The organism is Extibacter muris, from assembly GCF_004345005.1.
GTDB lineage: Bacteria > Bacillota > Clostridia > Lachnospirales > Lachnospiraceae > Extibacter > Extibacter muris.
Window position 1 is genome coordinate 39825 of record NZ_SMMX01000008.1, and the last position, 21956, is coordinate 61780.

Genomic DNA, 21956 nt, shown 5'->3' on the forward strand with positions numbered 1-21956 from the left:
ATTGCGTTTTGACCTGTACCTGAATGGTGAAATTAATTAGTTATTTAATGAATTATTTTTGAAATATATTAGATAATTATTAAATAAGTATAAATATGTTGACTTTTATAGTGAAGGTGAATAATATAATTGTTAGATTTCTAATTATCTGGGAGGGGGTGCGAAATGAACACGCATAAGGATGATGTACCAGTCTTTGTGATTTTGCATCGTTTAATTCATATGAGCAAGTATCAGGCGTATAAGCGCCTGGATGATTTTGACCTGAAGCCAAGCCAGGCAGGGATTCTGTTTGTGCTGTCCTGCAATGGGAAGCTTTCCCAGCGGGAGCTGGCGGAAAGGATAGGTATCACGCCTCCGTCCATGACAGTCGCACTGCGAAAGATGGAGACCCGTGGGTACATTGAAAAGGAGCCGGACGAAAAAGATCAGCGCATTATCAGGATTTTGCTTACGGAAAAAGGGGAAAGCTGTGTAGAGGACATAAGAACTGTGATGGATGAGATGGAGGCAGTCCTCTATCAAAATATGACGCAGGAAGAAAAGATGCTGCTGAGGAGGCTTCTGCTCCAGATGCAGGAGAATCTTCTCGATTCCAAGGAATTCCGTGGACTGGAAATGGCGCTCATCATGGAGCGTACGTGTCCTGCAATGAAAGACAGAATATAAACAGGAAAGGAAAGGCATTATATGAGTAAACTGTTAAAATTTTTAAAACCTTATGTCGGAGCGGTTTTTGCCATACTCTGCGTACTTATCATTCAGGCATATTGTGACCTGTCGCTGCCGACCTACACTTCCGATATCGTAAATGTAGGTATACAGCAGGGCGGAATCAGCGAGACGGTTCCGGAAGAAATCAGGAAAGAAGATTTTGATAAGCTGCTTCTTTTTGTGGCTTCTGACAGACAAGATACGGTAAAAGACGCGTATACGGCCAGCAAAAAAGACTATGACTACAATGGTAAGGTATACACGTTGAAGAAGTCAGTCAGAGATGACAGCAAGAAGCTTGACACGCTCTCTGGAATACTTGGCAGACCGATGCTTCTCGTCAGTGGCTTTGAGTCCGACAGCGATATGACGAAGAAAATGCAGGATGAGATGAAGTCCCAGATGAAGAGCCAGATGCAGGGCCAGGTCGAAGCGCAGGTGAACGAGCAGATAGAGGCGCAGACGAAAGGACAGGATCTGCCCGAAGCCGCAAAGGAGCAGATGAAGCAGCAGGCGGTGGAACAGGCCCAGTCCCAGCTTCCGGACGTGGACAGCATGTCCGTGTTCGATATATTTGAAAACATGGAGCCAGGGCAGCGGGATGAAGCTGTCGCCCAGATTGAGAAAAATATAGTGTCCATGCCGGAAACGATGGTCGAGCAGGCAGCCACGACTTACATCAAAAATGCTTACAGCAATATAGGGATAAATACAGATGACAAACAGAATAACTATATATTGCTCACCGGTGGGAAAATGCTTGCGCTGGCGGCCCTTGGCATGATGGCCAGCATACTTGTAGGTCTGCTGGCCTCCAGGGTAGGCGCATCGGTAGGCCGGGGAATCCGCGGGGATGTATTTAAAAAGGTGGTCGGCTTCTCCAACGGAGAATTTGACAAATTCTCTACCGCGTCTCTTATTACAAGAAGTACAAATGATATCCAGCAGATACAGATGCTGACGGTCATTATACTGCGTATGGTCCTGTACGCGCCTATTATGGCGATTGGCGGCATATGGAAGGTATTCAACACGAACGCCGATATGTCCTGGATCATCGGCCTGGCAGTCGGCCTGATACTCTGCGTCGTCGTCGTTCTGTTCGTCGTCGTCATGCCGAAGTTTAAGACGGTACAGAATCTCGTGGACCGCCTGAATCTTGTGTCAAGGGAGATTCTGACCGGCCTTCCGGTCATCCGGGCGTTCAGCACAGAGAAGTACGAGGAAAAACGGTTTGACAAAGCAAATATGGACTTGACAAGGGTCAATCTGTTTGTCAACAGGGCAATGACGTTTATGATGCCGACCATGATGCTTATCATGAACGGAGTCACGGTACTGATTGTGTGGTCCGGGGGGCACAATGTCAATGACGGTACGATGCAGGTCGGCGATATGATGGCATTTATCCAGTATACGATGCAGATCATCATGTCGTTCCTGATGATATGTATGATATCCGTCATGCTCCCAAGAGCAGCAGTATCTGCGGTTCGTGTAGATGAAGTGCTGAGAAGCAGTACGCTGATTCATGACCCGGAAGACGCAGAAGACCTGCCTTATGATGGCAAGGGCGAAATTACATTCGACCACGTATCGTTCCGGTATCCGGGCGCCGAAGAGGATGTGCTCCACAATCTAACATTTACTGCGAAACCGGGACAGACGACGGCCATCATCGGCAGCACGGGCAGCGGAAAGACGACGCTTGTCAATCTGATTCCAAGATTTTATGACGTCACCGAGGGCCAGGTGCTTATAGACGGAAAAGATGTACGCAGCATCACACAGCACGAGCTCCGCAACCAGCTTGGGTTTGTGCCACAGAAAGGGATACTGTTTTCCGGCAATATCGCTTCCAACATCATGTACGGCAATCCGGGCGGCAGCGAGGAAGAGATGAGGGAGGCTGCCCGAATAGCACAGGCGACGGAATTTATAGACAGCAAAAAGAAGAAATACGAAAGTGCCATCTCCCAGGGCGGTTCCAACGTATCAGGCGGCCAGAAGCAGAGGCTGTCTATTGCAAGGGCAATCGCAAAGCATCCGAAGGTCTATATTTTCGACGACAGCTTTTCTGCGCTTGATTACAGGACAGATGTGAAGCTAAGAAATGCATTGAAAGAAAAGACAGCAGACAGTACGGTGATTATCGTCGCACAGCGGATCAGCACGATACTCCATGCAGAGCAGATTATCGTGCTCGATGATGGAGTGATAGCAGGAATCGGCACACATAAAGAGCTGCTGAAAAACTGTGATGCATACTATCAGATGGCTTCTTCTCAGCTATCAGAAAAAGAGCTGAGTGAAGATATGAAGGAGGTGGGCTAGCATGGCAGAGACAGGACAGACAGAAAGACGCCAGGGGCCGATGGGCGGCCCTCACGGAGCAGCGATGGCTGGAGAGAAAGCCAGAGACTTTAAAGGAACCATGAAGAAGCTCATGAATTACATGGGCAAGTATAAGATAGCCATATTCTTTGTTATCATCTTCGCTATCGGAGGAACCATTTTCAGCATAGTGGGCCCGAAGATTCTCGGAAAGGCGACAACGGAGATATTCAACGGGCTTGTCGGCAAAGTGTCGGGAGGAAGCGGCATCGACTTTACCAAAGTCGGCGAGATACTGATTGCCGTGCTCTGCCTGTATGCGGTCAGTGCAGCATTTTCATTTATCCAAGGCTATATCATGACAGGAATCTCGCAGAAGATGACATACCGTCTGAGGAAAGAGATATCTGAAAAGATAAACCGAATGCCGATGAACTATTTTGATAAAATGACACATGGCGAAATACTTTCCAGAATTACGAATGATATCGACACGCTGGGGCAGAGCCTGAACCAGAGTGCCACGCAGGTCATCACTTCCGTAACGACGATTATCGGCGTACTTGTGATGATGCTCAGCATCAGTCCTCTTATGACGTTGATTGCCCTGCTCATACTACCGATTTCCATGGGGCTCATATCGCTGATTGTGAAGAAATCCCAGAAATATTTCAAATCACAGCAGGAGTACCTTGGGCATATCAACGGACAGGTGGAAGAGGTGTACGGCGGACATAATATCGTCAAAGTATTCAACAAGGAAGGTGACGTCATCCAGACGTTCGATGAGACGAACGAAATATTGTACCAGTCAGCGTGGAAGTCACAGTTCTTGTCCGGCATGATGATGCCGGTCATGCAGTTTGTCGGCAACCTCGGTTATGTAGGCGTGTCCATTCTGGGGGGATACCTGGCCATCAAGAAGACGATAGAGGTCGGGGATATCCAGTCATTTATCCAGTATGTACGCAGCTTTACGCAGCCGATACAGCAGGTGGCGCAGGTGGCAAATATGCTGCAGTCTACAGCAGCGGCTTCGGAACGGGTCTTTGCTTTCCTGGAAGAACAAGAAGAAGACCAGACCGTGCCGGAACCGGTATCTGTGGATGGTCTGGAGGGCAGGGTAGAATTCGACCATGTACATTTCGGATACAATCCTGACCATACGATTATCAACGATTTCAGTGCCAGAGTCGAGCCGGGGCAGAAGATAGCTATCGTCGGCCCGACCGGAGCGGGGAAGACGACCATGGTCAAGCTGCTAATGAGATTCTATGATGTGAACAGCGGCTCCATCAAGGTGGACGGACACGACATCAGAGATTTCAACAGAAGCGAACTGCGCCAGATGTTCGGTATGGTGCTTCAGGACACATGGCTCTTCAAAGGAAGCATAGAAGACAATATCCGGTACGGACGGCTGGATGCCAGCCATGAGGAAGTCGTGGAAGCGGCCAAGGCGGCACATGTACACCGGTTTGTCCAGACACTTCCGAGCGGTTACGATATGGAGCTGAACGAGGAGGCAAGCAACGTGTCCCAGGGACAGAAGCAGCTGCTCACCATAGCACGGGCTATCCTTGCAGATCCGAAGATACTGATTCTGGATGAAGCCACAAGCTCCGTAGATACGAGAACAGAAGTCAGGATACAGAAGGCGATGGATAACCTGATGAAAGGAAGAACGAGCTTTATCATCGCGCACCGGCTGTCAACCATCCGGGATGCAGATATGATACTCGTCATGAAAGACGGCGATATCATAGAGCAGGGGAACCACGAAGAACTGCTGGCGCAAAATGGCTTCTATGCGGAACTGTATAACTCACAGTTTGAAAGAAGCGCATAAGGGACAGGTCAAAATGCAATTAGGGACGTGATCTTTTTCAAAAAGGTTACGTCCCTAATTGCATTTTGACCTGTCCCTATTTACGACTGCTTACTTTTGGCGTATACTTGCAGTAATATATATTCGAAGGGAGCAAGTGGGTGTATGAAGCTTCGTGTTCTGATTGACAACAATACATATATTGACCAATATTATCTAGGGGAACCGGCCTTGTCATATTATATTGAGTCGGGGAATAACAGAATCCTCTTTGACACCGGGTATTCGGACGCTTTTCTATATAATGCGGATAAGATGGGGATAGACCTTGGCAATCTTACGCATATTGTCCTGTCCCACGGACACAATGATCATACCGGTGGTCTGGCTTATCTGAAAGGGCGCTTTGATCTGAAGCAGGTGGAGCTCGTTGCCCATCCGGGCTGCTTTGGAGAGAGGGAGGCTGCGGAGGGGAATATCGGCGCGCCCGTTCCAGAAGAAGAAATGCAGAGCCTGTGCAGAATGAAGCTTGGCAGGGAGCCGGACTGGATAGGCGAAGGGTGCGTATTTCTCGGAGAGATTCCGGACAGGCTTCCGTTCGAGGCACGTAATCTGCTGGGAAAGCGCAAAGCAGGCGGCGTGTGGGAGGGTGATTATGTAATGGAAGATTCGGCCATGGCATTTACGACGCCCAACGGGCTTTTCATCGTCACAGGCTGCTCCCACAGCGGTATCTGCAATATTGTCGAGCAGGCAATAGCAGTGTGCAATGAAACGCGTATAGCCGGCATCATCGGCGGATTCCACCTGTTTCGTGTGGATGAGAGGCTGGAGGATACGATACGATATCTCGGCCGCCTCAAAGCAGACATGCTGTACCCATGCCACTGTGTATCCTTTGATGTGAAGGCGAAGATGAAGGAGACGCTTCCTGTATGCGAAGTAGGGACAGGGCTGGCAATAGAATTATAAAAATGATTCATACATGTGACGGAGGTTGGGAGAATGGGACGGCTGGAAGAGCAGTTTGAATTTATTCGTGAGATAGACAAGGAAAAATTTATCGGCAGACAGACCTATCTTTCTGACGGAATAAGAAAAGAAAACGATGCGGAGCATGCCTGGCATATGGCGATAATGACACTTCTGCTAAGTGAATATGCAAACGAAGAGATAAATGTGCTTAAGACGGTAACCATGCTGCTCATCCATGATATCGTGGAGATTGATGCGGGTGATACATATGCATATGACGAGGCGGCGAAAGCGACGCAAGAGGCGCGTGAACAGAAGGCGGCGGACAGGATATTCGGCCTGCTTCCCGAGGACCAGTGCAGAAGGATGAAGAGCCTCTGGGAAGAGTTTGAGGAGCGGAAGACGCCGGAGGCAAGATTTGCCCGGGCCATGGACAACATCCAGCCGGTGATGCTCAATGCGGCGACGGACGGAAAAGCATGGCGGGAGCATAAGGTAAGGCTCGAGCAGATACTGAAACGGAACGAATGCACCGGTGCAGGTTCAGAAAAGCTGTGGAAGTATGCTTTAAAAGAATTTGTTGAACCAAATGTAGAAAAGGGAAATATTGAAACATAAAGTCTTCCCTTTCATACCATATGAAGATACTATGTGAGTCAGGTATTGTCTCCAGCAGGCAGGAGGGTAAATGGACCTATTATAAGATTAGTGAATCAGGAATCATGTGCGCGGTACAGCGTCTGCTGGAACTCACGGTCCAGAATGTGGAAAATCAAGTATGACGCAGCAAAAGGCAGCCATCGGCAGATGGCTGTTATTATGGGTAATACATCAAAAAAATGATGCTATTAAGATAATCATTCTATTATGCTTCCTCATATTTGTCATATCTTATATCCAGAGCTATCTTCCGCCGGAAAGGAGCAGGAAGATATTGGGAAGGTTCCGTGGCATTGGGGCCAATATAGTCTCTGCGCTTCTGGGTACCGTAACACCTTTTTGCTCATGTTCCTCCATACCACTGTTTATCGGATTTACGAGAGCAGGAGCGCCTTTATGATGGCGGTGACAACGTTAAGTCTGTCGTCCATGATAATGCTGAAAAAGGTGGTTAAGGCAAAGCTGCTCGTTCTGTTCGTAGCAATCTGCACGGCAGGGATTATTGCAGTCGGCTATATATTCAACATTTTCCATGCATTCCTGCTGTAACAGCAGTATACGATTCTCTTGGAACGGATGTGATACTGACATGGGATAATAAAAACAGCCGGCTTCATATAGCCGGCTGTTTTTGCAAAGAGAGGTTTGGGTCTATTTCATTGAGAGACCTGTCAAAATGTTCTTGACATGGTCAACTTCTTGCTGCGTAGCCTTTGCAGCAGGTACATAGTAGCTCTTTTCCCTTGCTACCTGGTACAGCTTTTCCTGAGACATTTCGCATTCATTACGTAACTGCTTCAGGCATTGCTTTAATTCTTTGTTTTCGGTCTGAGGAATCATCTCCCCAAATTTTGAAAGTTCTCCGTTTACGCCAGTCAAAGCGTCAGATACCATCGTTTTGTCGTCAAACATACTGATTTCCTCCTATAAGAATTTCATTAGATCCTGTTTGTTTTTCATAGCTGAATTGGCAGCATCCTCGAACAGCTTTTTAATTTCCGGGTCTTTTGCTTCATTGGCATACTCGGTCATTTTGCAGTGGGATGTGTCATAGCCGCCGATAAGGTGACGTAGATTCTGTAAGTCTAAGATTGATATTTCGGACATTTGCTTCTCCTCCTTTATACCTATTGATTCTTTGTTAGTATGCCCGCAAGCTCCGGTCTTATACGAGATGGATTACTTTTGAATTTCTGGAAAAATTTATAAATTCCAGGAAGAGATTCTGCATAGGGGTAGATACGGAATACATGCATTCAGGGTGCCACTGCACGCCTATCGTAAACGGGTGCGTCACGCTCTCGATAGACTCTATGACACCGTCTGAAGTGATGCCGGTAATCCGAAGATCTTCTCCGACGGCTTTGATGCACTGGTGGTGAAATGTGTTCGTATATATGGAATCACCGCAGATATTGTATAGCATGCTATTGGAAGAAAAGGTGACTTTATGGCTTACATCCTCCCTTGACTGTGACAGCTGCACGTGATTGACCGAAGGGCACGGACGCAGCGATATATCCTGGTATATCGATCCGCCCATGGCGATATTCAGTATCTGCATCCCACGGCAGACTGCGAGAAGAGGAAGCTTTGCCGAGGTGATTTGCCGCATGAGCGATAGCTGGAAGTTGTCCGTAATCAGGTCTGTATGTCCCTGGTCCGTGAGCAGCTCTTCCCCGAATAAGAAAGGGGTAATGTCATCACCCCCGCAAAACAGGAAACCGTCACAGAGGTCGGTATAATGGCAATACAGGCTCTCCTCAGTCATACACGGCAGCAGGACTGGTATTCCGCCGGATGCTTCCACGGCATGGATATAGGTCTGCGGCACGAACTGCCGCTCATTCATAAAACCACAGGTTACAATTCCGATAACAGGATTCATAAGCCCTCCTTCTTGAACTTTTTGAGTGATATGGATCGTACGGTTTCATTTTCTCTGCAAATGGAGTATATTGTTATATAGAAACTTACATTAGAACGTATGTGAAGGAGACGGTAATTATGAAATTGATTGATATGCACTGTGATACTATATGGAAGCTTATGGATCTGGGAGGTGAAGGCGACCTGATGACAGGCAGCTGTGACGTGTCGATTCCAGGCATGAGGCAGGCAGGTACGCTGGCGCAGTTTTTTGCCTGCTTCGGCTATCTGGATGACTTTAAGGATAGAGGCGGATATGACGCGTGCTACAGCCATATCCTCGAGATGGCACGATACCTGAAGGAGCAAACCGGCATACATAAGGATGATATTGCCATGGCATTGTCGGTAGAAGATATATATAAGAACGAGCGGAAGGGGAAGATATCTGCAGTGCTGTCCGTGGAGGAAGGAGGTGTGCTGAACGGTGACATAGGCAGGCTTGATACGCTGTACGACAATGGCGTAAGGCTGATGACGCTCCTGTGGAATTATGAGAATTGCATCGGTTATCCGAACAGCAGAGATTCCTCCGTCATGTGGCAGGGGCTGAAGCCATTCGGTATAGAGGTCGTGGAAAAGATGAGCGCCAAAGGTATGATTATAGATGTGTCCCACGCTTCCGACGGCACGTTCAGAGATGTGCTGGAGTATGCGAAGGGGCCGGTCGTGGCGTCCCACTCGAACTGCAGGGCGCTGTGTAGCCATCCAAGGAACCTGTCGGATGAAATGATCCGAAAGCTGGCAAATGCAGGAGGCATAGCCGGACTTAACCTGTATGGTGCCTTTCTTGGGGATAAGAATGAATCGGGGATTGAGGAGATGACGGCACATGTCATGCATATGATAGAGGTAGGCGGCAGCGAATTTCCCGCAATCGGAACAGATTTTGACGGCTTTGACGGAATGGATGTGCTTGATATACCTGACGTGGGGCATATGGGCCTGCTCTGGGAAGCGCTGAAGAAGAAGGGACTTGGTGAAGACCAGTTAGATAAGATATGGTGCGGCAATGTTCTCAGGGTATTTAAGAGCCTGAGCGTCTGACCGGCTAAAACCTTATAACAGTATTAAAGAAGGCCTCTTGTACTGCACACAAGAGGCCTTTCCTACTATTTATCATCTGATTCCTGCATCTTCAGCGCCCGTACTTTGAGCGGAAGGCCGAACAGGTTGATGAATCCTTCGGCGTCGTGGTGGTCATACAGCTCTCCGGTAGTGAAGCTTGCCAGAGATTCGCTGTACAGTGAATACGGGGAAGTGGTTCCGGCCTTGATGATATTGCCTTTATAAAGCTTGAACTTGACTTCGCCTGTCACATATTCCTGCGTGCTTTCGATAAATGCCTGGACTGCTTCGCGCAGAGGGGTGAACCATTTGCCTTCGTATACGATCTGGGACAGCTTGTTGCCCATCTCTTCCTTAGTCTCGTAAGTAGCGCGGTCTAATACAAGCTCCTCAAGCTGCTGGTGCGCTTCGTAGAGGATGGTGCCACCCGGCGTCTCATACACGCCTCTGGACTTCATGCCCACGACACGGTTCTCTACGATATCGCAGATTCCGATACCGTGCTTGCCGCCAAGCTCATTCAGCCTGCGTATGATATCAGACACCTTCATCGCTTCTCCGTTGATGCTCTTAGGTACGCCTTTTTCAAATGTCATAGTGACATACTCGCCTTCGTCAGGTGCTTTTTCCGGTGTAACGCCGAGCACGAGCAGATGTCCGTAATCCGGTTCGTTCGCCGGATCCTCAAGCTCCAGGCCTTCATGGCTGATGTGCCATAAGTTGCGGTCACGGCTGTAGCTCTGGCTTGCGTCGAACGGAAGGTCGATGCCGTGCTGCTTGCAATATGCAATTTCGTCTTCACGGGATTCCATCGTCCATACATCGGTCATTCTCCATGGAGCTATGATTTTGATGTCTGGAGCAAGCGCTTTGATGCCAAGCTCAAAACGAATCTGGTCATTTCCCTTGCCCGTCGCGCCGTGGCAGATTGCAGTGGCACCTTCTTTCCTTGCGATGTCTACAAGCTTCTTTGCAATTGCGGGACGCGCCATAGACGTGCCAAGCAGATATTTATTTTCATAAACGGCATGAGCCTGCACGCATGGCACTACATAATTGTCGCAGAAATCGTCCACAATATCTTCAATATATAATTTTGAAGCGCCGGACAATTTCGCCCTCTCTTCCAGTCCGTCCAGCTCTTCACCCTGCCCGCAGTCGACGCAGCAGCAGATGACTTCATAGTCAAAATTTTCCTTAAGCCATGGGATGATGGCGGTAGTGTCCAGACCACCTGAGTATGCCAATACAACTTTTTCTTTCATGATATGAATCCTCCTGATATGTATTATTTGTATATTTTGTAATTTATGTAATGTGAGCAACCTCGTTTGCAAAGACTACTATACACCACATTTTATAATTATGCAAGAAAAAATGGAAATAAAGTTAAAAAATGTATATTATACAAATATGATGTATATAAGGGCTATAATATACACAGAATATGAATGAATAATAAAATCCATGCTTGACAAATGGAATGAATCATGTAAAATAGTTAAAAAATAAGAAACCATAAAATGAATTGTGACACAACAAGGAGCGGTTGTTATGAAAAGTTTATACACCATGCATTACAGCGATATCATAAATAACGTAAACTCTCCTCTGCTTTCTGCAAGCAGTGTTGTTTTTGTGCCGTGCTGCCCGTATCCCCTCGGGGTATTCCACGCATAAAATTCAATACTGTGTAATGTAGGAAGGATATAGTTACTTTATTACCCTTATATTCAATCAGGCGGCTTTTGCCTGAGGATGTGCGGGAACAGAAGCGTAGCGATATGCTTTTGTTCCCGCTTCTTTTTTTGAATAGGAGAATGGAGAGAGGAAAGATGGATTTCAGACAGGCATTAAAAGATAAAAAGAAAATTGTAATCAAGATAGGAACTTCTACGATAACATATCCGGAGACCGGCAACATCAATCTGGATAAGCTGGAGAAGTTTGTGAGAATACTGATCAATCTGCGCAACAAAGGCAAAGAGGTTATCGTCGTGTCCTCCGGCGCTGTGGGAATCGGCAGGAACGTGCTCGGGTATACGAGCAGGCCGAAGGAAAAAGATGTCCGGCAGGCATGTGCGGCAGTCGGACAGGGCAGACTGATGATGATGTATGAGAAGCTGTTTGCTGAATACAGCCAGTTAACCGCCCAGGTGCTGCTGACGAAAGAATCTATTACTAATGAAGCGTGCGCGGCAAACGCCAGGAATACGTTCGACAGGCTGGCAGCCATGCACGTGGTGCCGATCGTAAATGAGAACGATGCCATATCGGTAGATGAAGAACTATACGGCAACTTTGGCGATAACGATACGATGGCTGCACATGTAGCTTCTCTCGTCGGGGCAGACCTGCTTATCCTGATGTCAGATATAGAAGGGCTGTATACCGATGATCCGAAGCGGAACCCTGGCGCCAGATTCGTACACACGGTCGGCAGGATAGACAGTGAGCTTGAAAGGATGGGTAAAGGCGCAGGCACATCCGTGGGGACCGGAGGGATGGCCACCAAGATCGAGGCGGCCAAGATAGCGACAGATGCCGGTGCGGATATGGTCATCGCAAATGGAGAAAACATCTATACGATCAATGATATCATGGCCGGGAAGAAGATTGGGACGCTGTTTCTGTCCAGGGACAGCGGATATACCGGTGGTAACGAGCTGGCACCGGAGCGGGAGCAGTACCGAAGGCAGGCGAAACGTATGAAAAAAGAAGCAATCAGTCAGGTTAAATCGGGAGGACAATATTATGGATTACGTGCGGGAAATTGGTAGGAAATCAAAAGAAGCATCGAGAAGCGTGCAGTTTCTCGGGCAGGAGGAAAAGAACGAGGGGCTGAAGGCTGTGGCGAGAGAGCTCAGGCAGCAGATGGGATATCTGCTCGTGGAAAACGATAAGGATGTAAAGAACGCCAGAGCAGCGGGGATGAAGCCGGCGCTCATAGACCGTCTGCTTCTGACGAGCCAGAGAATCCAGTCTATGGCTGAAGAGCTGGAGCAGATAGCGATGCTGGAGGACCCTGTAGGGAAGATGGAATGCGTGAAGGTACGCCCGAACGGGCTTCAGATTGGTCAGCGCAGGGTGCCTCTCGGCGTCGTGGGCATCATCTACGAGTCTCGCCCGAATGTGACGGCGGATGCGTTCGGCCTCTGCTTCAAGACGGGTAATGCGGCGATACTACGGGGCGGTTCGGATGCCATCAACTCTAACAAGGCGATCGTGAAAGTGATACGGGACGGCCTGGCAAAAGAGAAGCTGCCGTCAGATGCAGTCCTGCTGCTGGAAGATACGGACCGGGCCGCCGTCACGGAGATGATGAAGATGAAAGAATACATCGATGTGCTCATACCAAGAGGAGGAGCCGGACTTATCGCTAACGTGGTGGAAAACAGCACGGTTCCTGTCATCGAGACCGGGACGGGAAACTGCCACATCTATGTGGATGAGTCGGCGGATATCCAAATGGCGGTGGATATCATCGAGAATGCAAAGACACAGCGCCTCGGCGTGTGCAATGCCTGCGAGTCTCTTGTCGTACATTCCCGTATAGCCGATAAGGCTATACCACTTATATATGAAAGGCTTCATCAGAAGCAGGTGGAAGTACGGGGAGATGAGCGTGCAGTTTCGATACAGGATGGTATCAGAACGGCCTCGGAAGAAGACTGGGGAACAGAATACCTGGACACCATCATCTCGCTCAAGACGGTAGATTCGATAGAAGAGGCGATAGACCACATTAATAGACATAATACAGGCCATTCGGAAGCCATCATAACGCGTGATTATGACAATGCGCTGAAATTCCACAATGAGATAGACGCCGCGGCTGTCTATGTAAATGCCTCTACGAGATTTACCGACGGCCATGAATTCGGGTTTGGCGCAGAAATCGGCATCAGCACCCAGAAGCTCCACACCAGAGGACCGATGGGGCTTGAGGCACTCACGACAGTAAAGTATATTATATTTGGCAGCGGGCAGACACGCCCTTAGCTGAATAAATAAGAATAAGAAAAAAATGGAAAAGGGCTTGCATATTATACATTTGTATTGTATAATTATGCAAAGCCTTTAAGTTCAAGTGCAATTGGGGACGGAGGTTTTTTAGAAAAACCCCGTCCCAAATTAAAATCATCGTGTCCCAACTGGACATTTAGGATTTTTTGGTATAGTATTTACTGGTACCAGGGTATAAAAATGCATTGATGTACCTGGTGTATCGTGGTTATGAGGAGGATGCAGGACGTATGATCAAGGTTGGAATTATAGGTGCTACCGGGTATGCCGGGGGCGAATTGGTGAGGATCTTATCGGGGCATAAGGACGCAGAAATCGTGTGGTATGGCTCGAGAAGCTACATAGACGAGAAGTATGCGGATATCTACAGGAACATGTTTGAGATTGTGGAGGACTCCTGTCTGGATGACAATATGGAGGAGCTGTCAAAGAAGGCGGATGTTATCTTTACGGCTACGCCTCAGGGCTTCTGCGCTTCTGTCGTCAACGAAGGGATGCTGGACAATACAAAGATTATCGACTTGAGCGCGGACTTCCGTATCAAGGATGTGGCGACTTACGAAAAGTGGTACGGGATAGAGCACAAAAGCCCTCGGTTTATAGAGGAAGCGGTATACGGCCTGTGCGAAGTGAACCGGGAGGCCGTGAGGAATGCGAGGCTCGTGGCGAATCCGGGCTGTTATCCGACATGCTCGTTCTTGTCCATCTATCCGCTGGCGAAGGAAGGCATGATAGATATGAACACGCTGATTATAGATGCCAAGTCCGGTACATCAGGTGCAGGGCGGGGGGCGAAGGTCGGCAACCTGTATTGCGAGGTCAATGAAAATATAAAAGCATACGGCGTGACGGGCCACAGGCATACCCCGGAGATTGAAGAGCAGCTTGGGCTTGCGTCCGGGGAACAGGTTCTGTTGAACTTCACCACTCATCTTGTACCGATGAACAGGGGAATACTCGTTACCGCGTACGCCTCCTTGAAGCAGAAGGCCACTTACGAAGAAGTCAGGGCGGCATATGATAAATATTACGACGGCGAGAGGTTCGTCCGCGTGCTTGAGAAGGATATCTGTCCCGAGACACGATGGGTAGAAGGCAGCAATTATGTGGATGTGAACTTCAAGGTAGATGAAAGGACAGGACGTATCATCATGATGGGTGCCATGGACAATCTAGTCAAAGGCGCCGCAGGGCAGGCCGTACAGAATATGAACCTGATGTTCGGGCTCCCCGAAGACGAGGGGCTTGCCTTTGTCCCGCTGTTCCCGTAAGGATAGGAAAGAGGTAAGATATGGTTAGGATAATGACAATTGAAGATTATGACGGCGTCTATGCCCTCTGGACGAAGATCCGCGGATTCGGCCTGCGGAGCGTGGACGATTCCAGGGAGGGAGTGGAACGCTTCCTGAAAAGAAACCCTACGACAAGCGTCGTAGCCGTAGAGGACGGTAAAGTAGTCGGAAGCATCCTGTGCGGACACGACGGCCGGCGTGGATGCCTGTACCACGTCTGCGTGGATGAAGACTACAGGCGCCGCGGCATCGGCAGAGCCATGGTAGGCATGGCGATGGAAGCATTAAAAAAGGAAGAAGTCAGCAAAGTATCACTCATAGCGTTTACGAAGAATGACATTGGAAATGCGTTCTGGAATACGATCGGCTGGACGAAGCGTCTGGACCTCAACTATTATGATTTTGTGTTAAATGAAAAAAATATCACTGCATTTATCGGACAGTAGCATGAAGGAGGAAACAGATATGGATATGATCAAAGGCGGAGTTACCGCGGCAAAAGGATTCGAGGCAGCCTCGACCGCAGCAGGAATCAAGTATACGGACAGGACCGATATGGCGCTCGTGTACAGCCAGGTGCCATGCGAGGCGGCAGGCACATTTACGAAGAACGTCGTGAAAGCGGCTCCTGTGAAATGGGACCAGAAGATCGTAAAGAGCGGCTGCAAAGTACAGGCGGTCATCGTCAACTCGGGAATCGCGAACGCATGCACGGGGGCAGAAGGTTACGGCTACTGTGAAGATACGGCGAAAGCAGCAGCAGAGGCCCTCGGGATATCCGAAGACGGGGTGGCGATAGGTTCTACCGGGGTTATCGGCAGGCAGATACCCATCGATAAGCTGACCGCAGGCATAAAAGTCCTGGCGGAAATGAAGGACCACAGCCTGTCAAATGGGACAGAAGCAGCCAAAGCTATCATGACGACAGACACTGCTGAAAAAGAGATGGCAGTTGAGATAGAAGTGGGCGGAAAGAAAGTGACCGTCGGAGGCATGGCCAAAGGTTCCGGCATGATACACCCGGATATGTGCACGATGCTGTCCTTTATCACGACGGATGCAGCTATTACAAAAGAAGCGCTGCAGAAAGCCCTGAGCGAGGATGTAGACGATACATACAACATGATATCCGTGGACGGCGATACGTCCACCAATGACACGGTACTGCTGCTGGCGAACGGACTGGCGGAAAATCCACAGATCCAGTACGGAAGCGACGATTATAAGATATTTGCAGAAGCGCTCCACACGGTCAACGAATACCTGGCCAAAAAGATTGCCGGCGACGGTGAAGGGGCCACGGCCCTGTTTGAAGTGAAGGCGGTCGGCTGCGAGAGTACAGAGCAGGCGAAGCTGCTGGCGAAAGCGGTCGTATGCTCCAACCTGACGAAGACAGCCATCGCCGGACACGATGCCAACTGGGGAAGGATCCTGTGTGCGATGGGATACTCCGGCGCGCAGTTCGATCCGGAAAAGGTGGACCTGTACTTTGAGAGCAAAGCGGGGAAGATCCAGATCATCGAAAATGGAACCGCCTTGGATTACAGCGAGGCGGAAGCCACGAAGATACTCTCCGAACCCGAAGTGACAGCCACGGCAGATGTGAAGATGGGCAGCTGTGCCGCTACCGCATGGGGATGCGACCTGACCCACGGCTATATAGAGATCAACGCGGACTACAGGAGCTGACAAAGCAGAAGGAGCAATGTATTATGAATAAAGATATGCAGAAATATCTGGATAAGGCAGAAGTCCTCATCGAAGCGCTGCCCTATATCCAGAGGTTCAACCGCAAGATTATCGTCGTAAAATACGGCGGAAGCGCCATGGTGGACGAACATCTGAAGGAACAGGTGATCAAGGACGTAACGCTGCTCAAGCTCGTCGGGTTCAAACCGATCATCGTCCACGGAGGCGGCAAGGAGATCAGCAGATGGGTCGGCAAAGTCGGGATGGAACCGGAGTTCGTAAACGGCCTGCGGGTAACGGATGAGGCGACGATGGAACTTGCGGAGATGGTGCTCGGCAAGGTGAACAAAAGCCTGGTACAGCTCGTGGAGAGCCTCGGCGTGCGCGCCATCGGCATCAGCGGGAAGGACGGAGGCCTCCTCGCGGTTGATAAGAAGTATGCAGACGGCGAGGATATCGGTTTTGTAGGAGAGATTAAAAAAGTAAATGCCGACATACTGTATGACCTGCTGGAAAAGGATTTTCTCCCGATCATATGCCCGGTCGGGCTGGATGACAGCTTCAATACATACAATATCAACGCGGATGACGCGGCATGTGCCATCGCCCGGGCGATGCGCGCCGAGAAGCTGGCATTTCTGACAGATATCGAGGGCGTGTATAAAGACCCCCACGATCCGGAGGCACTTATCTCAGAACTGAAAGTATCCGAGGCACGGGGACTGATGAACGAAGGATACATCGGAGGAGGGATGCTCCCGAAGCTCCACAACTGTATCGATGCGATTGAACACGGAGTGTCCAGGGTCCATATTCTGGACGGAAGGATTCCGCACTGCCTCCTGCTGGAAATATTCACGAACAGAGGTATTGGAACCGCTATATTAAATGACAGTGAAGAACGCTTTTTTACGGAGAATTAATAATATGAAGAATCCATATATTGAAGACGCTAAGAAGGGGCTTGTACATACATATAACCGTTTCCCGGTCGTGCTGGAAAAAGGAGAAGGCGTATATGTGTACGATGCGGAAGGGAAAAAATATCTCGATTTTGCCGCAGGTATTGCCGTCTCATCCCTCGGATACGGAAACAAAGAGTTCAACGATGCGCTGAAGGCGCAGATCGACTGCCTCATCCATTCATCAAACCTCTATTACAATACGACGTGCGGCAAGGCGGCCCAGGCCTTGCTCCGCGTTACGCAGATGGACCGTGTGTTCTTCACGAACAGCGGAACCGAGGCGATAGAAGGGGCGCTGAAGGCTGCGAGAAAATACGCGTATCAGAAACAGACCGGGCGTTATGAGTTCATCGCCATGAAGGATTCGTTTCACGGGAGAAGCATGGGCGCGCTGTCGGTTACGGAGCACGAGGCTTACCGTACGCCGTTTGAACCGCTGATTCCGGGCGTGTCATTTGCAGAATACAATAACCTGGACAGCGTCAGGGAACTTGTGACGGACAGGACGTGTGCGATTATTCTGGAGCCCCTTCAGGGCGAAGGCGGAATCAACACGGCCGACGAAGCGTTCATGAAAGGAATACGCAAGCTTTGTGATGAGGAAGGCATCCTCATGATATGTGATGAGATACAGTGCGGCATGGGCCGTACCGGCACGATGTTCGCGTGGCAGAACTATGGAACGAAACCAGATATCATGACGATGGCAAAAGCCATCGGAAACGGCGTTCCGGTAGGGGCATTCGCCATGACGGAAGACGTAGCGCGGCACTCTCTGGAGCCGGGAGACCACGGAACGACATATGGAGGAAACCCATTCGTCTGCGCCGCAGTAGCCAAGACGGTTGAAATCTTCGAAAGAGAGAGGCTGACCGAACATGTGCAGGAGATGGGTGCGTATCTGACAGAGAAGCTGACAAGGCTGCAAGCAGCCTGCGGCAGCATAACAGAAGTCAGAGGAAAAGGCCTGATCCAGGGCATACGGCTTAACAAGCCGGTCGCGGAGACAGTACAGGCGGCACTGAGAGAAGGGCTGCTTATCATCAGCGCGAGGAGCGATGTCATCCGCCTAGTGCCGCCTCTTGTTATCGAAAAGGAACACATCGACGAATTGATTGAAAAACTGAAGAAGGTGTTATAACATAATTAACCAGTCATTGGATATACTATAGGTAAAACATAGGAGGTATATCGAATGATTGGTTTTTTCATAGCTCTGCTGTCAGGAGCGCTGATGAGCGTACAGGGAGTATTCAATACACAGGTTACGAAAACTACAGGGATGTGGGTCAGCAACGGATGGGTGCAGCTGAGCGCGTTCGCCCTCTGTCTTGTGGCCTGGCTTATTGCCGGCCGGGACAGCGTGATGACGCTTGCGAAGGTAGAACCCAAGTATGTACTGCTTGGAGGTGTCATCGGCGCCGGAATCACATGGACGGTAATCAAGAGCATGGAGCAGCTCGGGCCGGCGAAAGCCGCGCTGCTCATCGTCATCTCCCAGCTTATCATCGCATATGTCATAGAACTTCTGGGCCTGTTTGGCGTCGATAAGCAGCCATTGGAATGGCGGAGAGTGATCGGCATGGCAATTGCACTGATTGGAGTTGCAATTTTCCAGTGGAAATAGTACAATAAATCTATCTGGCATAAGAGGGGTATTTACAGTTTCGACAGCTGTAAAGGAGGATTTTATGCTTGACAGATTAAGGATAACCGGTTGTTTCATGTGTATGCTTCTCGTGCTCTGCCTGTCGGGATGCCGCAGTGAAGGCACAGAAGAGGTGAGGGAACTAGACGAAGCGCGTCCCCTCCGTGAAGAGGCAGGGGAGAGTGCAGAGGAAGAGCCACAGGATACAGAAGGTGAAGATACAGAGGAAACCGGCCGCCGGCAGGAGATGTACGTCCATGTCTGCGGTAAGGTCCAAAGGCCCGGCGTATACCGCCTGCCTGCGGGAAGCCGTGTGTTTGAAGCCGTAGAGGCCGCCGGCGGGATGTGCGAAGGCGCGGACGGCTCGTACCTTAACCAGGCGGAGATGCTGTCTGACGGGCAGCAGCTGTATGTACCAGCGGAAGGCGAGGACATGCGCGCCGCAAGCGATACGGATGCGGGGACAGACGTTAAAGACGACGGAAGAGTAGATATCAATACTGCTGCGAAAGATGAACTTATGACTTTAAATGGCATTGGGGAAGCCAGAGCAGACAGTATCATAAAATACCGGGAAGAGCATGGAGGTTTCCAGTCCATAGAAGAACTGAAAGAAGTGGAAGGAATCAAAGATGGAATCTTTAACAAGGTTAAAGATCAGATCAAGGTCTAGCGAAATTAATAAGGGAGAGAAGTATGAGTAAGAGAGTATTGGTCGTAGATGACGAAAAACTGATTGTGAAAGGCATCCGGTTCAGCCTGGAGCAGGACGGCATGGAAGTGGACTGTGCCTATGACGGAGAAGAAGCGCTGAAGCTTTCAAGGGAAAATGCTTATGATATGGTTCTGCTGGATGTAATGCTCCCCAAGCATGACGGATTCCAGGTGTGCCAGCAGATTCGGGAATTTTCTGACGTACCGGTCGTCATGCTCACTGCAAAAGGGGATGACATGGATAAGATTCTGGGGCTGGAGTACGGCGCGGACGATTATATCACCAAGCCGTTCAACATACTGGAGGTCAAAGCGCGTATCAAGGCCATCATGCGGCGCACCGGCAAGCGGGACAGCAAGATGGTAAACGATAAAGTTATCCTGAAGAGAGACATGAAGATTGACTGTGAGAGCCGCAGAGTATTTATCGGCGACAAAGAGATCAACCTGACAGCCAAAGAATTTGACCTTCTGGAACTTCTTGCGATGAATCCAAACAAGGTATACAGCAGGGAAAATCTTCTGAACATTGTCTGGGGATATGAGTATCCCGGAGACGCCAGGACGGTAGATGTACATATAAGGCGGCTGCGTGAGAAGATCGAGAAGAACCCCAGCGATCCGAAATACGTGTACACAAAGTGGGGAGTTGGTTATTATTTCAGGGGTTAGGAAGTATTTTAAGAAAAATATATTTAAGAGTCTCCGCTTTCGGATCATCCTCCTGCTGCTGGCGGCAGGAATCATACCATGCCTGATCATGAAAGCGGTGATTCTGAACAGCTATGAAAAACGTGCGGTAGAAGTACGGACCGCGGATATACAGAATCAATGTACAATTCTATGTAACCAGTTAAGCGGCATCGACTACTTGAACGGGATTACATCTGAGGTTATCAAGACGGAGCTGACTCAGCTGACAAACATCTACAACGGGCGTGTGATGGTTATTGACAGCGACTATGAGATAGAAGAAGACACGTACAACCTAGATAAAGGGAAGACGATCATATCAGAAGATGTCATCAAATGTTTCCAGGGAAAGAGTACAAGCCATTATGATGCGGCAAACAGATATATCGAGGTGACTGCGCCGATTACAGATACGGAGACAGATGCCGTGAAAGGCGTCATGCTCGTGAGCGTATCGACAGATTCTATTGCGGACAGCATGACGATACTCGAAGGTAATGCGAATGTAGTCGCGGTCATAATCATCGTGACGATGGCAGTCCTTGCCTTTTTTGCAGGTGTCGTGATGGTGAAGCCGTTCAAGCGCATCACGGACTCTATCGGCGCGGTGACAGAGGGGTATGATGACAACTATCTACATGAAAATGCATATACGGAGACGGTGCTCCTCTCAGAGGCATTTAATAAGATGCTTGGAAGGATGAAAGTTTTGGATGACTCAAGACAGGAATTCGTTTCTAATGTGTCGCATGAGTTAAAGACACCGCTGACATCCATGAAAGTGCTGGCGGATTCCCTCCTCAGTCAGGAGGAAGTTCCGGCTGAGCTGTACCAGGAATTTATGGGAGACCTCTCTGAAGAGATAGAGAGGGAAAACAAGATTATCAACGACCTGCTGTCGCTTGTGAAGATGGATAAGACCGCCACGACACTGAACATCAAGTCTGAAAACATCAATGAGCTTGTAGAGAGGATACTGAAGCGGCTGCGCCCGATCGCGGCAAACCGTAATGTCGAGGTCGTGTTTGAAAGCTTCCGGCCGGTCAATGCAGAAGTGGATGAGATGAAACTGTCGCTTGCAATCTCAAATCTCGTTGAGAATGCGGTCAAGTATAACCACGATGGCGGATGGGTGCATGTCTCGCTCAATGCGGACCACAAGTATTTCTATGTGGAAGTGGCGGATTCCGGAATCGGAATACCCGAGGATTCGGTGGAGCATATATTTGAGCGCTTCTACCGTGTCGACAAGTCGCATTCCAGAGAAATCGGAGGCACCGGGCTCGGACTGTCTATCGCCAGAAACGCGGTTGTCATGCACAGGGGGGCGGTCAAGGTGTTCAGCCAGGAAGGCGAAGGAACTACATTTACCATCAGGATTCCGTTGACATATGTGTCATAAGCAGAGGGAGGATGCCAGT

22 protein-coding genes and 2 pseudogenes are annotated in these 21956 nt (G+C 49.3%); 20 read left to right on the forward strand and 4 right to left on the reverse strand.

Translation table 11 applies throughout. The annotated features are described in order from the left end of the window. Positions 1 to 165 precede the first annotated feature (165 nt). The 8 genes and pseudogenes from E1963_RS10805 to E1963_RS23085 all read left to right on the forward strand — a co-directional run bounded on the left by E1963_RS10805 (position 166) and on the right by E1963_RS23085 (position 7060). Positions 166 to 669, forward strand: a complete 504-nt coding sequence (locus tag E1963_RS10805; RefSeq protein WP_132277869.1) for a MarR family winged helix-turn-helix transcriptional regulator — start codon at positions 166 to 168, stop codon at positions 667 to 669. A 21-nt stretch (positions 670 to 690) separates the two neighbouring features. Beyond that, positions 691 to 3048, forward strand: a complete 2358-nt coding sequence (locus E1963_RS10810) for an ABC transporter ATP-binding protein (protein WP_132277871.1) — start codon at positions 691 to 693, stop codon at positions 3046 to 3048. Positions 3049 to 3088: 40 nt separating this feature from the next. Beyond that, the gene (locus E1963_RS10815) at positions 3089 to 4897 is read left to right on the forward strand and encodes an ABC transporter ATP-binding protein (RefSeq protein WP_132278064.1); all 1809 of its coding nucleotides are present in this window, start codon (positions 3089 to 3091) and stop codon (positions 4895 to 4897) included. A gap of 144 nt (positions 4898 to 5041) precedes the next feature. Continuing rightward, positions 5042 to 5848, forward strand: a complete 807-nt coding sequence (locus E1963_RS10820) for an MBL fold metallo-hydrolase (RefSeq protein WP_132277873.1) — start codon at positions 5042 to 5044, stop codon at positions 5846 to 5848. A gap of 33 nt (positions 5849 to 5881) precedes the next feature. Then, complete coding sequence (locus E1963_RS10825) at positions 5882 to 6469, forward strand: HD domain-containing protein (protein WP_132277875.1); 588 nt, start codon at positions 5882 to 5884, stop codon at positions 6467 to 6469. Further along, a pseudogene (locus E1963_RS10830) lies at positions 6469 to 6633 on the forward strand (ArsR/SmtB family transcription factor); the annotation flags it as partial. The gene E1963_RS10825 and the pseudogene E1963_RS10830, both read left to right, overlap by 1 nt. Before the next feature lie 59 nt (positions 6634 to 6692). Continuing rightward, a pseudogene (locus E1963_RS23080) lies at positions 6693 to 6908 on the forward strand (permease); the annotation flags it as partial. Continuing rightward, positions 6908 to 7060: a hypothetical protein gene (locus E1963_RS23085; RefSeq protein WP_330570791.1), complete on the forward strand. Its 153-nt coding sequence runs from the start codon at positions 6908 to 6910 to the stop codon at positions 7058 to 7060. The pseudogene E1963_RS23080 and the gene E1963_RS23085, both read left to right, overlap by 1 nt. Before the next feature lie 102 nt (positions 7061 to 7162). On the opposite strand, the gene E1963_RS10840 is transcribed toward E1963_RS23085, so the two are convergent. Genes E1963_RS10840 through E1963_RS10850 form a run of 3 tightly spaced genes read right to left on the reverse strand, consistent with a single transcriptional unit; the run spans position 7163 to position 8399 of the window. Further along, positions 7163 to 7423, reverse strand: coding sequence for a spore coat protein (locus E1963_RS10840; RefSeq protein WP_066573987.1), 261 nt, complete (start codon positions 7421 to 7423; stop codon positions 7163 to 7165). Between the two features lie 12 nt (positions 7424 to 7435). Then, on the reverse strand, positions 7436 to 7618 hold the full coding sequence (locus E1963_RS10845; RefSeq protein WP_066573989.1) for a hypothetical protein: 183 nt from the start codon (positions 7616 to 7618) through the stop codon (positions 7436 to 7438). A gap of 58 nt (positions 7619 to 7676) precedes the next feature. After that, positions 7677 to 8399, reverse strand: a complete 723-nt coding sequence (locus tag E1963_RS10850; RefSeq protein ID WP_132277877.1) for a gamma-glutamyl-gamma-aminobutyrate hydrolase family protein — start codon at positions 8397 to 8399, stop codon at positions 7677 to 7679. Between the two features lie 119 nt (positions 8400 to 8518). Between E1963_RS10850 and E1963_RS10855 the strand changes: the two genes are divergently transcribed. Further along, positions 8519 to 9487 carry a dipeptidase gene (locus E1963_RS10855; RefSeq protein ID WP_132277879.1) on the forward strand — a complete coding sequence of 323 codons (969 nt, stop codon included), beginning with the start codon at positions 8519 to 8521 and terminating at the stop codon, positions 9485 to 9487. Positions 9488 to 9552: 65 nt separating this feature from the next. Here the strand turns inward: E1963_RS10855 and E1963_RS10860 are convergent, their stop codons facing one another. Further along, the gene (locus E1963_RS10860; protein WP_117771729.1) at positions 9553 to 10773 is read right to left on the reverse strand and encodes an argininosuccinate synthase; all 1221 of its coding nucleotides are present in this window, start codon (positions 10771 to 10773) and stop codon (positions 9553 to 9555) included. A gap of 570 nt (positions 10774 to 11343) precedes the next feature. Here E1963_RS10860 and proB point away from each other — a divergent pair. From proB to E1963_RS10915, 11 genes are all read left to right on the forward strand, one after another. Beyond that, positions 11344 to 12288: a glutamate 5-kinase gene (gene proB / locus E1963_RS10865; protein WP_132277881.1), complete on the forward strand. Its 945-nt coding sequence runs from the start codon at positions 11344 to 11346 to the stop codon at positions 12286 to 12288. Then, entirely contained in the window at positions 12263 to 13510 is a 1248-nt protein-coding gene (locus E1963_RS10870) for a glutamate-5-semialdehyde dehydrogenase (RefSeq protein ID WP_132277883.1), read from the forward strand. The genes proB and E1963_RS10870 overlap by 26 nt, the downstream gene beginning before the upstream one ends. 254 nt (positions 13511 to 13764) lie before the next feature. Next, on the forward strand, positions 13765 to 14805 hold the full coding sequence (argC, locus tag E1963_RS10875; protein ID WP_132277885.1) for an N-acetyl-gamma-glutamyl-phosphate reductase: 1041 nt from the start codon (positions 13765 to 13767) through the stop codon (positions 14803 to 14805). A gap of 20 nt (positions 14806 to 14825) precedes the next feature. Beyond that, on the forward strand, positions 14826 to 15272 hold the full coding sequence (locus E1963_RS10880) for a GNAT family N-acetyltransferase (RefSeq protein ID WP_132277887.1): 447 nt from the start codon (positions 14826 to 14828) through the stop codon (positions 15270 to 15272). 19 nt (positions 15273 to 15291) lie between these two features. Then, complete coding sequence (gene argJ, locus E1963_RS10885) at positions 15292 to 16515, forward strand: bifunctional glutamate N-acetyltransferase/amino-acid acetyltransferase ArgJ (protein WP_132277889.1); 1224 nt, start codon at positions 15292 to 15294, stop codon at positions 16513 to 16515. Positions 16516 to 16538: 23 nt separating this feature from the next. After that, a complete protein-coding gene (gene argB / locus E1963_RS10890) occupies positions 16539 to 17438 on the forward strand; it encodes an acetylglutamate kinase (RefSeq protein WP_132277891.1) in 900 nt (299 codons plus the stop codon). 4 nt (positions 17439 to 17442) lie between these two features. Beyond that, a complete protein-coding gene (locus tag E1963_RS10895) occupies positions 17443 to 18621 on the forward strand; it encodes an aspartate aminotransferase family protein (RefSeq protein ID WP_132277893.1) in 1179 nt (392 codons plus the stop codon). A 54-nt stretch (positions 18622 to 18675) separates the two neighbouring features. After that, entirely contained in the window at positions 18676 to 19107 is a 432-nt protein-coding gene (locus tag E1963_RS10900; protein ID WP_066574063.1) for a DMT family transporter, read from the forward strand. Positions 19108 to 19171: 64 nt separating this feature from the next. After that, positions 19172 to 19801, forward strand: coding sequence for a helix-hairpin-helix domain-containing protein (locus E1963_RS10905; protein WP_243117682.1), 630 nt, complete (start codon positions 19172 to 19174; stop codon positions 19799 to 19801). A gap of 23 nt (positions 19802 to 19824) precedes the next feature. Then, the gene (locus E1963_RS10910) at positions 19825 to 20514 is read left to right on the forward strand and encodes a response regulator transcription factor (protein WP_132277895.1); all 690 of its coding nucleotides are present in this window, start codon (positions 19825 to 19827) and stop codon (positions 20512 to 20514) included. An 88-nt stretch (positions 20515 to 20602) separates the two neighbouring features. Beyond that, a complete protein-coding gene (locus E1963_RS10915; RefSeq protein ID WP_243117683.1) occupies positions 20603 to 21937 on the forward strand; it encodes a sensor histidine kinase in 1335 nt (444 codons plus the stop codon). Positions 21938 to 21956 lie beyond the last annotated feature (19 nt).

Excerpts from the sequence above, each read along its gene's own strand:
- E1963_RS10805 (WP_132277869.1), top strand. The coding sequence starts at position 166 with ATGAACACGCATAAGGATGATGTACCAGTCTTTGTGATTTTGCATCGT.
- E1963_RS10810 (WP_132277871.1), top strand. The coding sequence starts at position 691 with ATGAGTAAACTGTTAAAATTTTTAAAACCTTATGTCGGAGCGGTTTTT.
- E1963_RS10815 (WP_132278064.1), top strand. The coding sequence starts at position 3,089 with ATGGGCGGCCCTCACGGAGCAGCGATGGCTGGAGAGAAAGCCAGAGAC.
- E1963_RS10820 (WP_132277873.1), top strand. The coding sequence starts at position 5,042 with ATGAAGCTTCGTGTTCTGATTGACAACAATACATATATTGACCAATAT.
- E1963_RS10825 (WP_132277875.1), top strand. The coding sequence starts at position 5,882 with ATGGGACGGCTGGAAGAGCAGTTTGAATTTATTCGTGAGATAGACAAG.
- E1963_RS23085 (WP_330570791.1), top strand. The coding sequence starts at position 6,908 with ATGATGGCGGTGACAACGTTAAGTCTGTCGTCCATGATAATGCTGAAA.
- E1963_RS10840 (WP_066573987.1), bottom strand. The coding sequence starts at position 7,423 with ATGTTTGACGACAAAACGATGGTATCTGACGCTTTGACTGGCGTAAAC.
- E1963_RS10845 (WP_066573989.1), bottom strand. The coding sequence starts at position 7,618 with ATGTCCGAAATATCAATCTTAGACTTACAGAATCTACGTCACCTTATC.
- E1963_RS10850 (WP_132277877.1), bottom strand. The coding sequence starts at position 8,399 with ATGAATCCTGTTATCGGAATTGTAACCTGTGGTTTTATGAATGAGCGG.
- E1963_RS10855 (WP_132277879.1), top strand. The coding sequence starts at position 8,519 with ATGAAATTGATTGATATGCACTGTGATACTATATGGAAGCTTATGGAT.
- E1963_RS10860 (WP_117771729.1), bottom strand. The coding sequence starts at position 10,773 with ATGAAAGAAAAAGTTGTATTGGCATACTCAGGTGGTCTGGACACTACC.
- proB (WP_132277881.1), top strand. The coding sequence starts at position 11,344 with ATGGATTTCAGACAGGCATTAAAAGATAAAAAGAAAATTGTAATCAAG.
- E1963_RS10870 (WP_132277883.1), top strand. The coding sequence starts at position 12,263 with ATGGATTACGTGCGGGAAATTGGTAGGAAATCAAAAGAAGCATCGAGA.
- argC (WP_132277885.1), top strand. The coding sequence starts at position 13,765 with ATGATCAAGGTTGGAATTATAGGTGCTACCGGGTATGCCGGGGGCGAA.
- E1963_RS10880 (WP_132277887.1), top strand. The coding sequence starts at position 14,826 with ATGGTTAGGATAATGACAATTGAAGATTATGACGGCGTCTATGCCCTC.
- argJ (WP_132277889.1), top strand. The coding sequence starts at position 15,292 with ATGGATATGATCAAAGGCGGAGTTACCGCGGCAAAAGGATTCGAGGCA.
- argB (WP_132277891.1), top strand. The coding sequence starts at position 16,539 with ATGAATAAAGATATGCAGAAATATCTGGATAAGGCAGAAGTCCTCATC.
- E1963_RS10895 (WP_132277893.1), top strand. The coding sequence starts at position 17,443 with ATGAAGAATCCATATATTGAAGACGCTAAGAAGGGGCTTGTACATACA.
- E1963_RS10900 (WP_066574063.1), top strand. The coding sequence starts at position 18,676 with ATGATTGGTTTTTTCATAGCTCTGCTGTCAGGAGCGCTGATGAGCGTA.
- E1963_RS10905 (WP_243117682.1), top strand. The coding sequence starts at position 19,172 with ATGCTTGACAGATTAAGGATAACCGGTTGTTTCATGTGTATGCTTCTC.
- E1963_RS10910 (WP_132277895.1), top strand. The coding sequence starts at position 19,825 with ATGAGTAAGAGAGTATTGGTCGTAGATGACGAAAAACTGATTGTGAAA.
- E1963_RS10915 (WP_243117683.1), top strand. The coding sequence starts at position 20,603 with ATGAAAGCGGTGATTCTGAACAGCTATGAAAAACGTGCGGTAGAAGTA.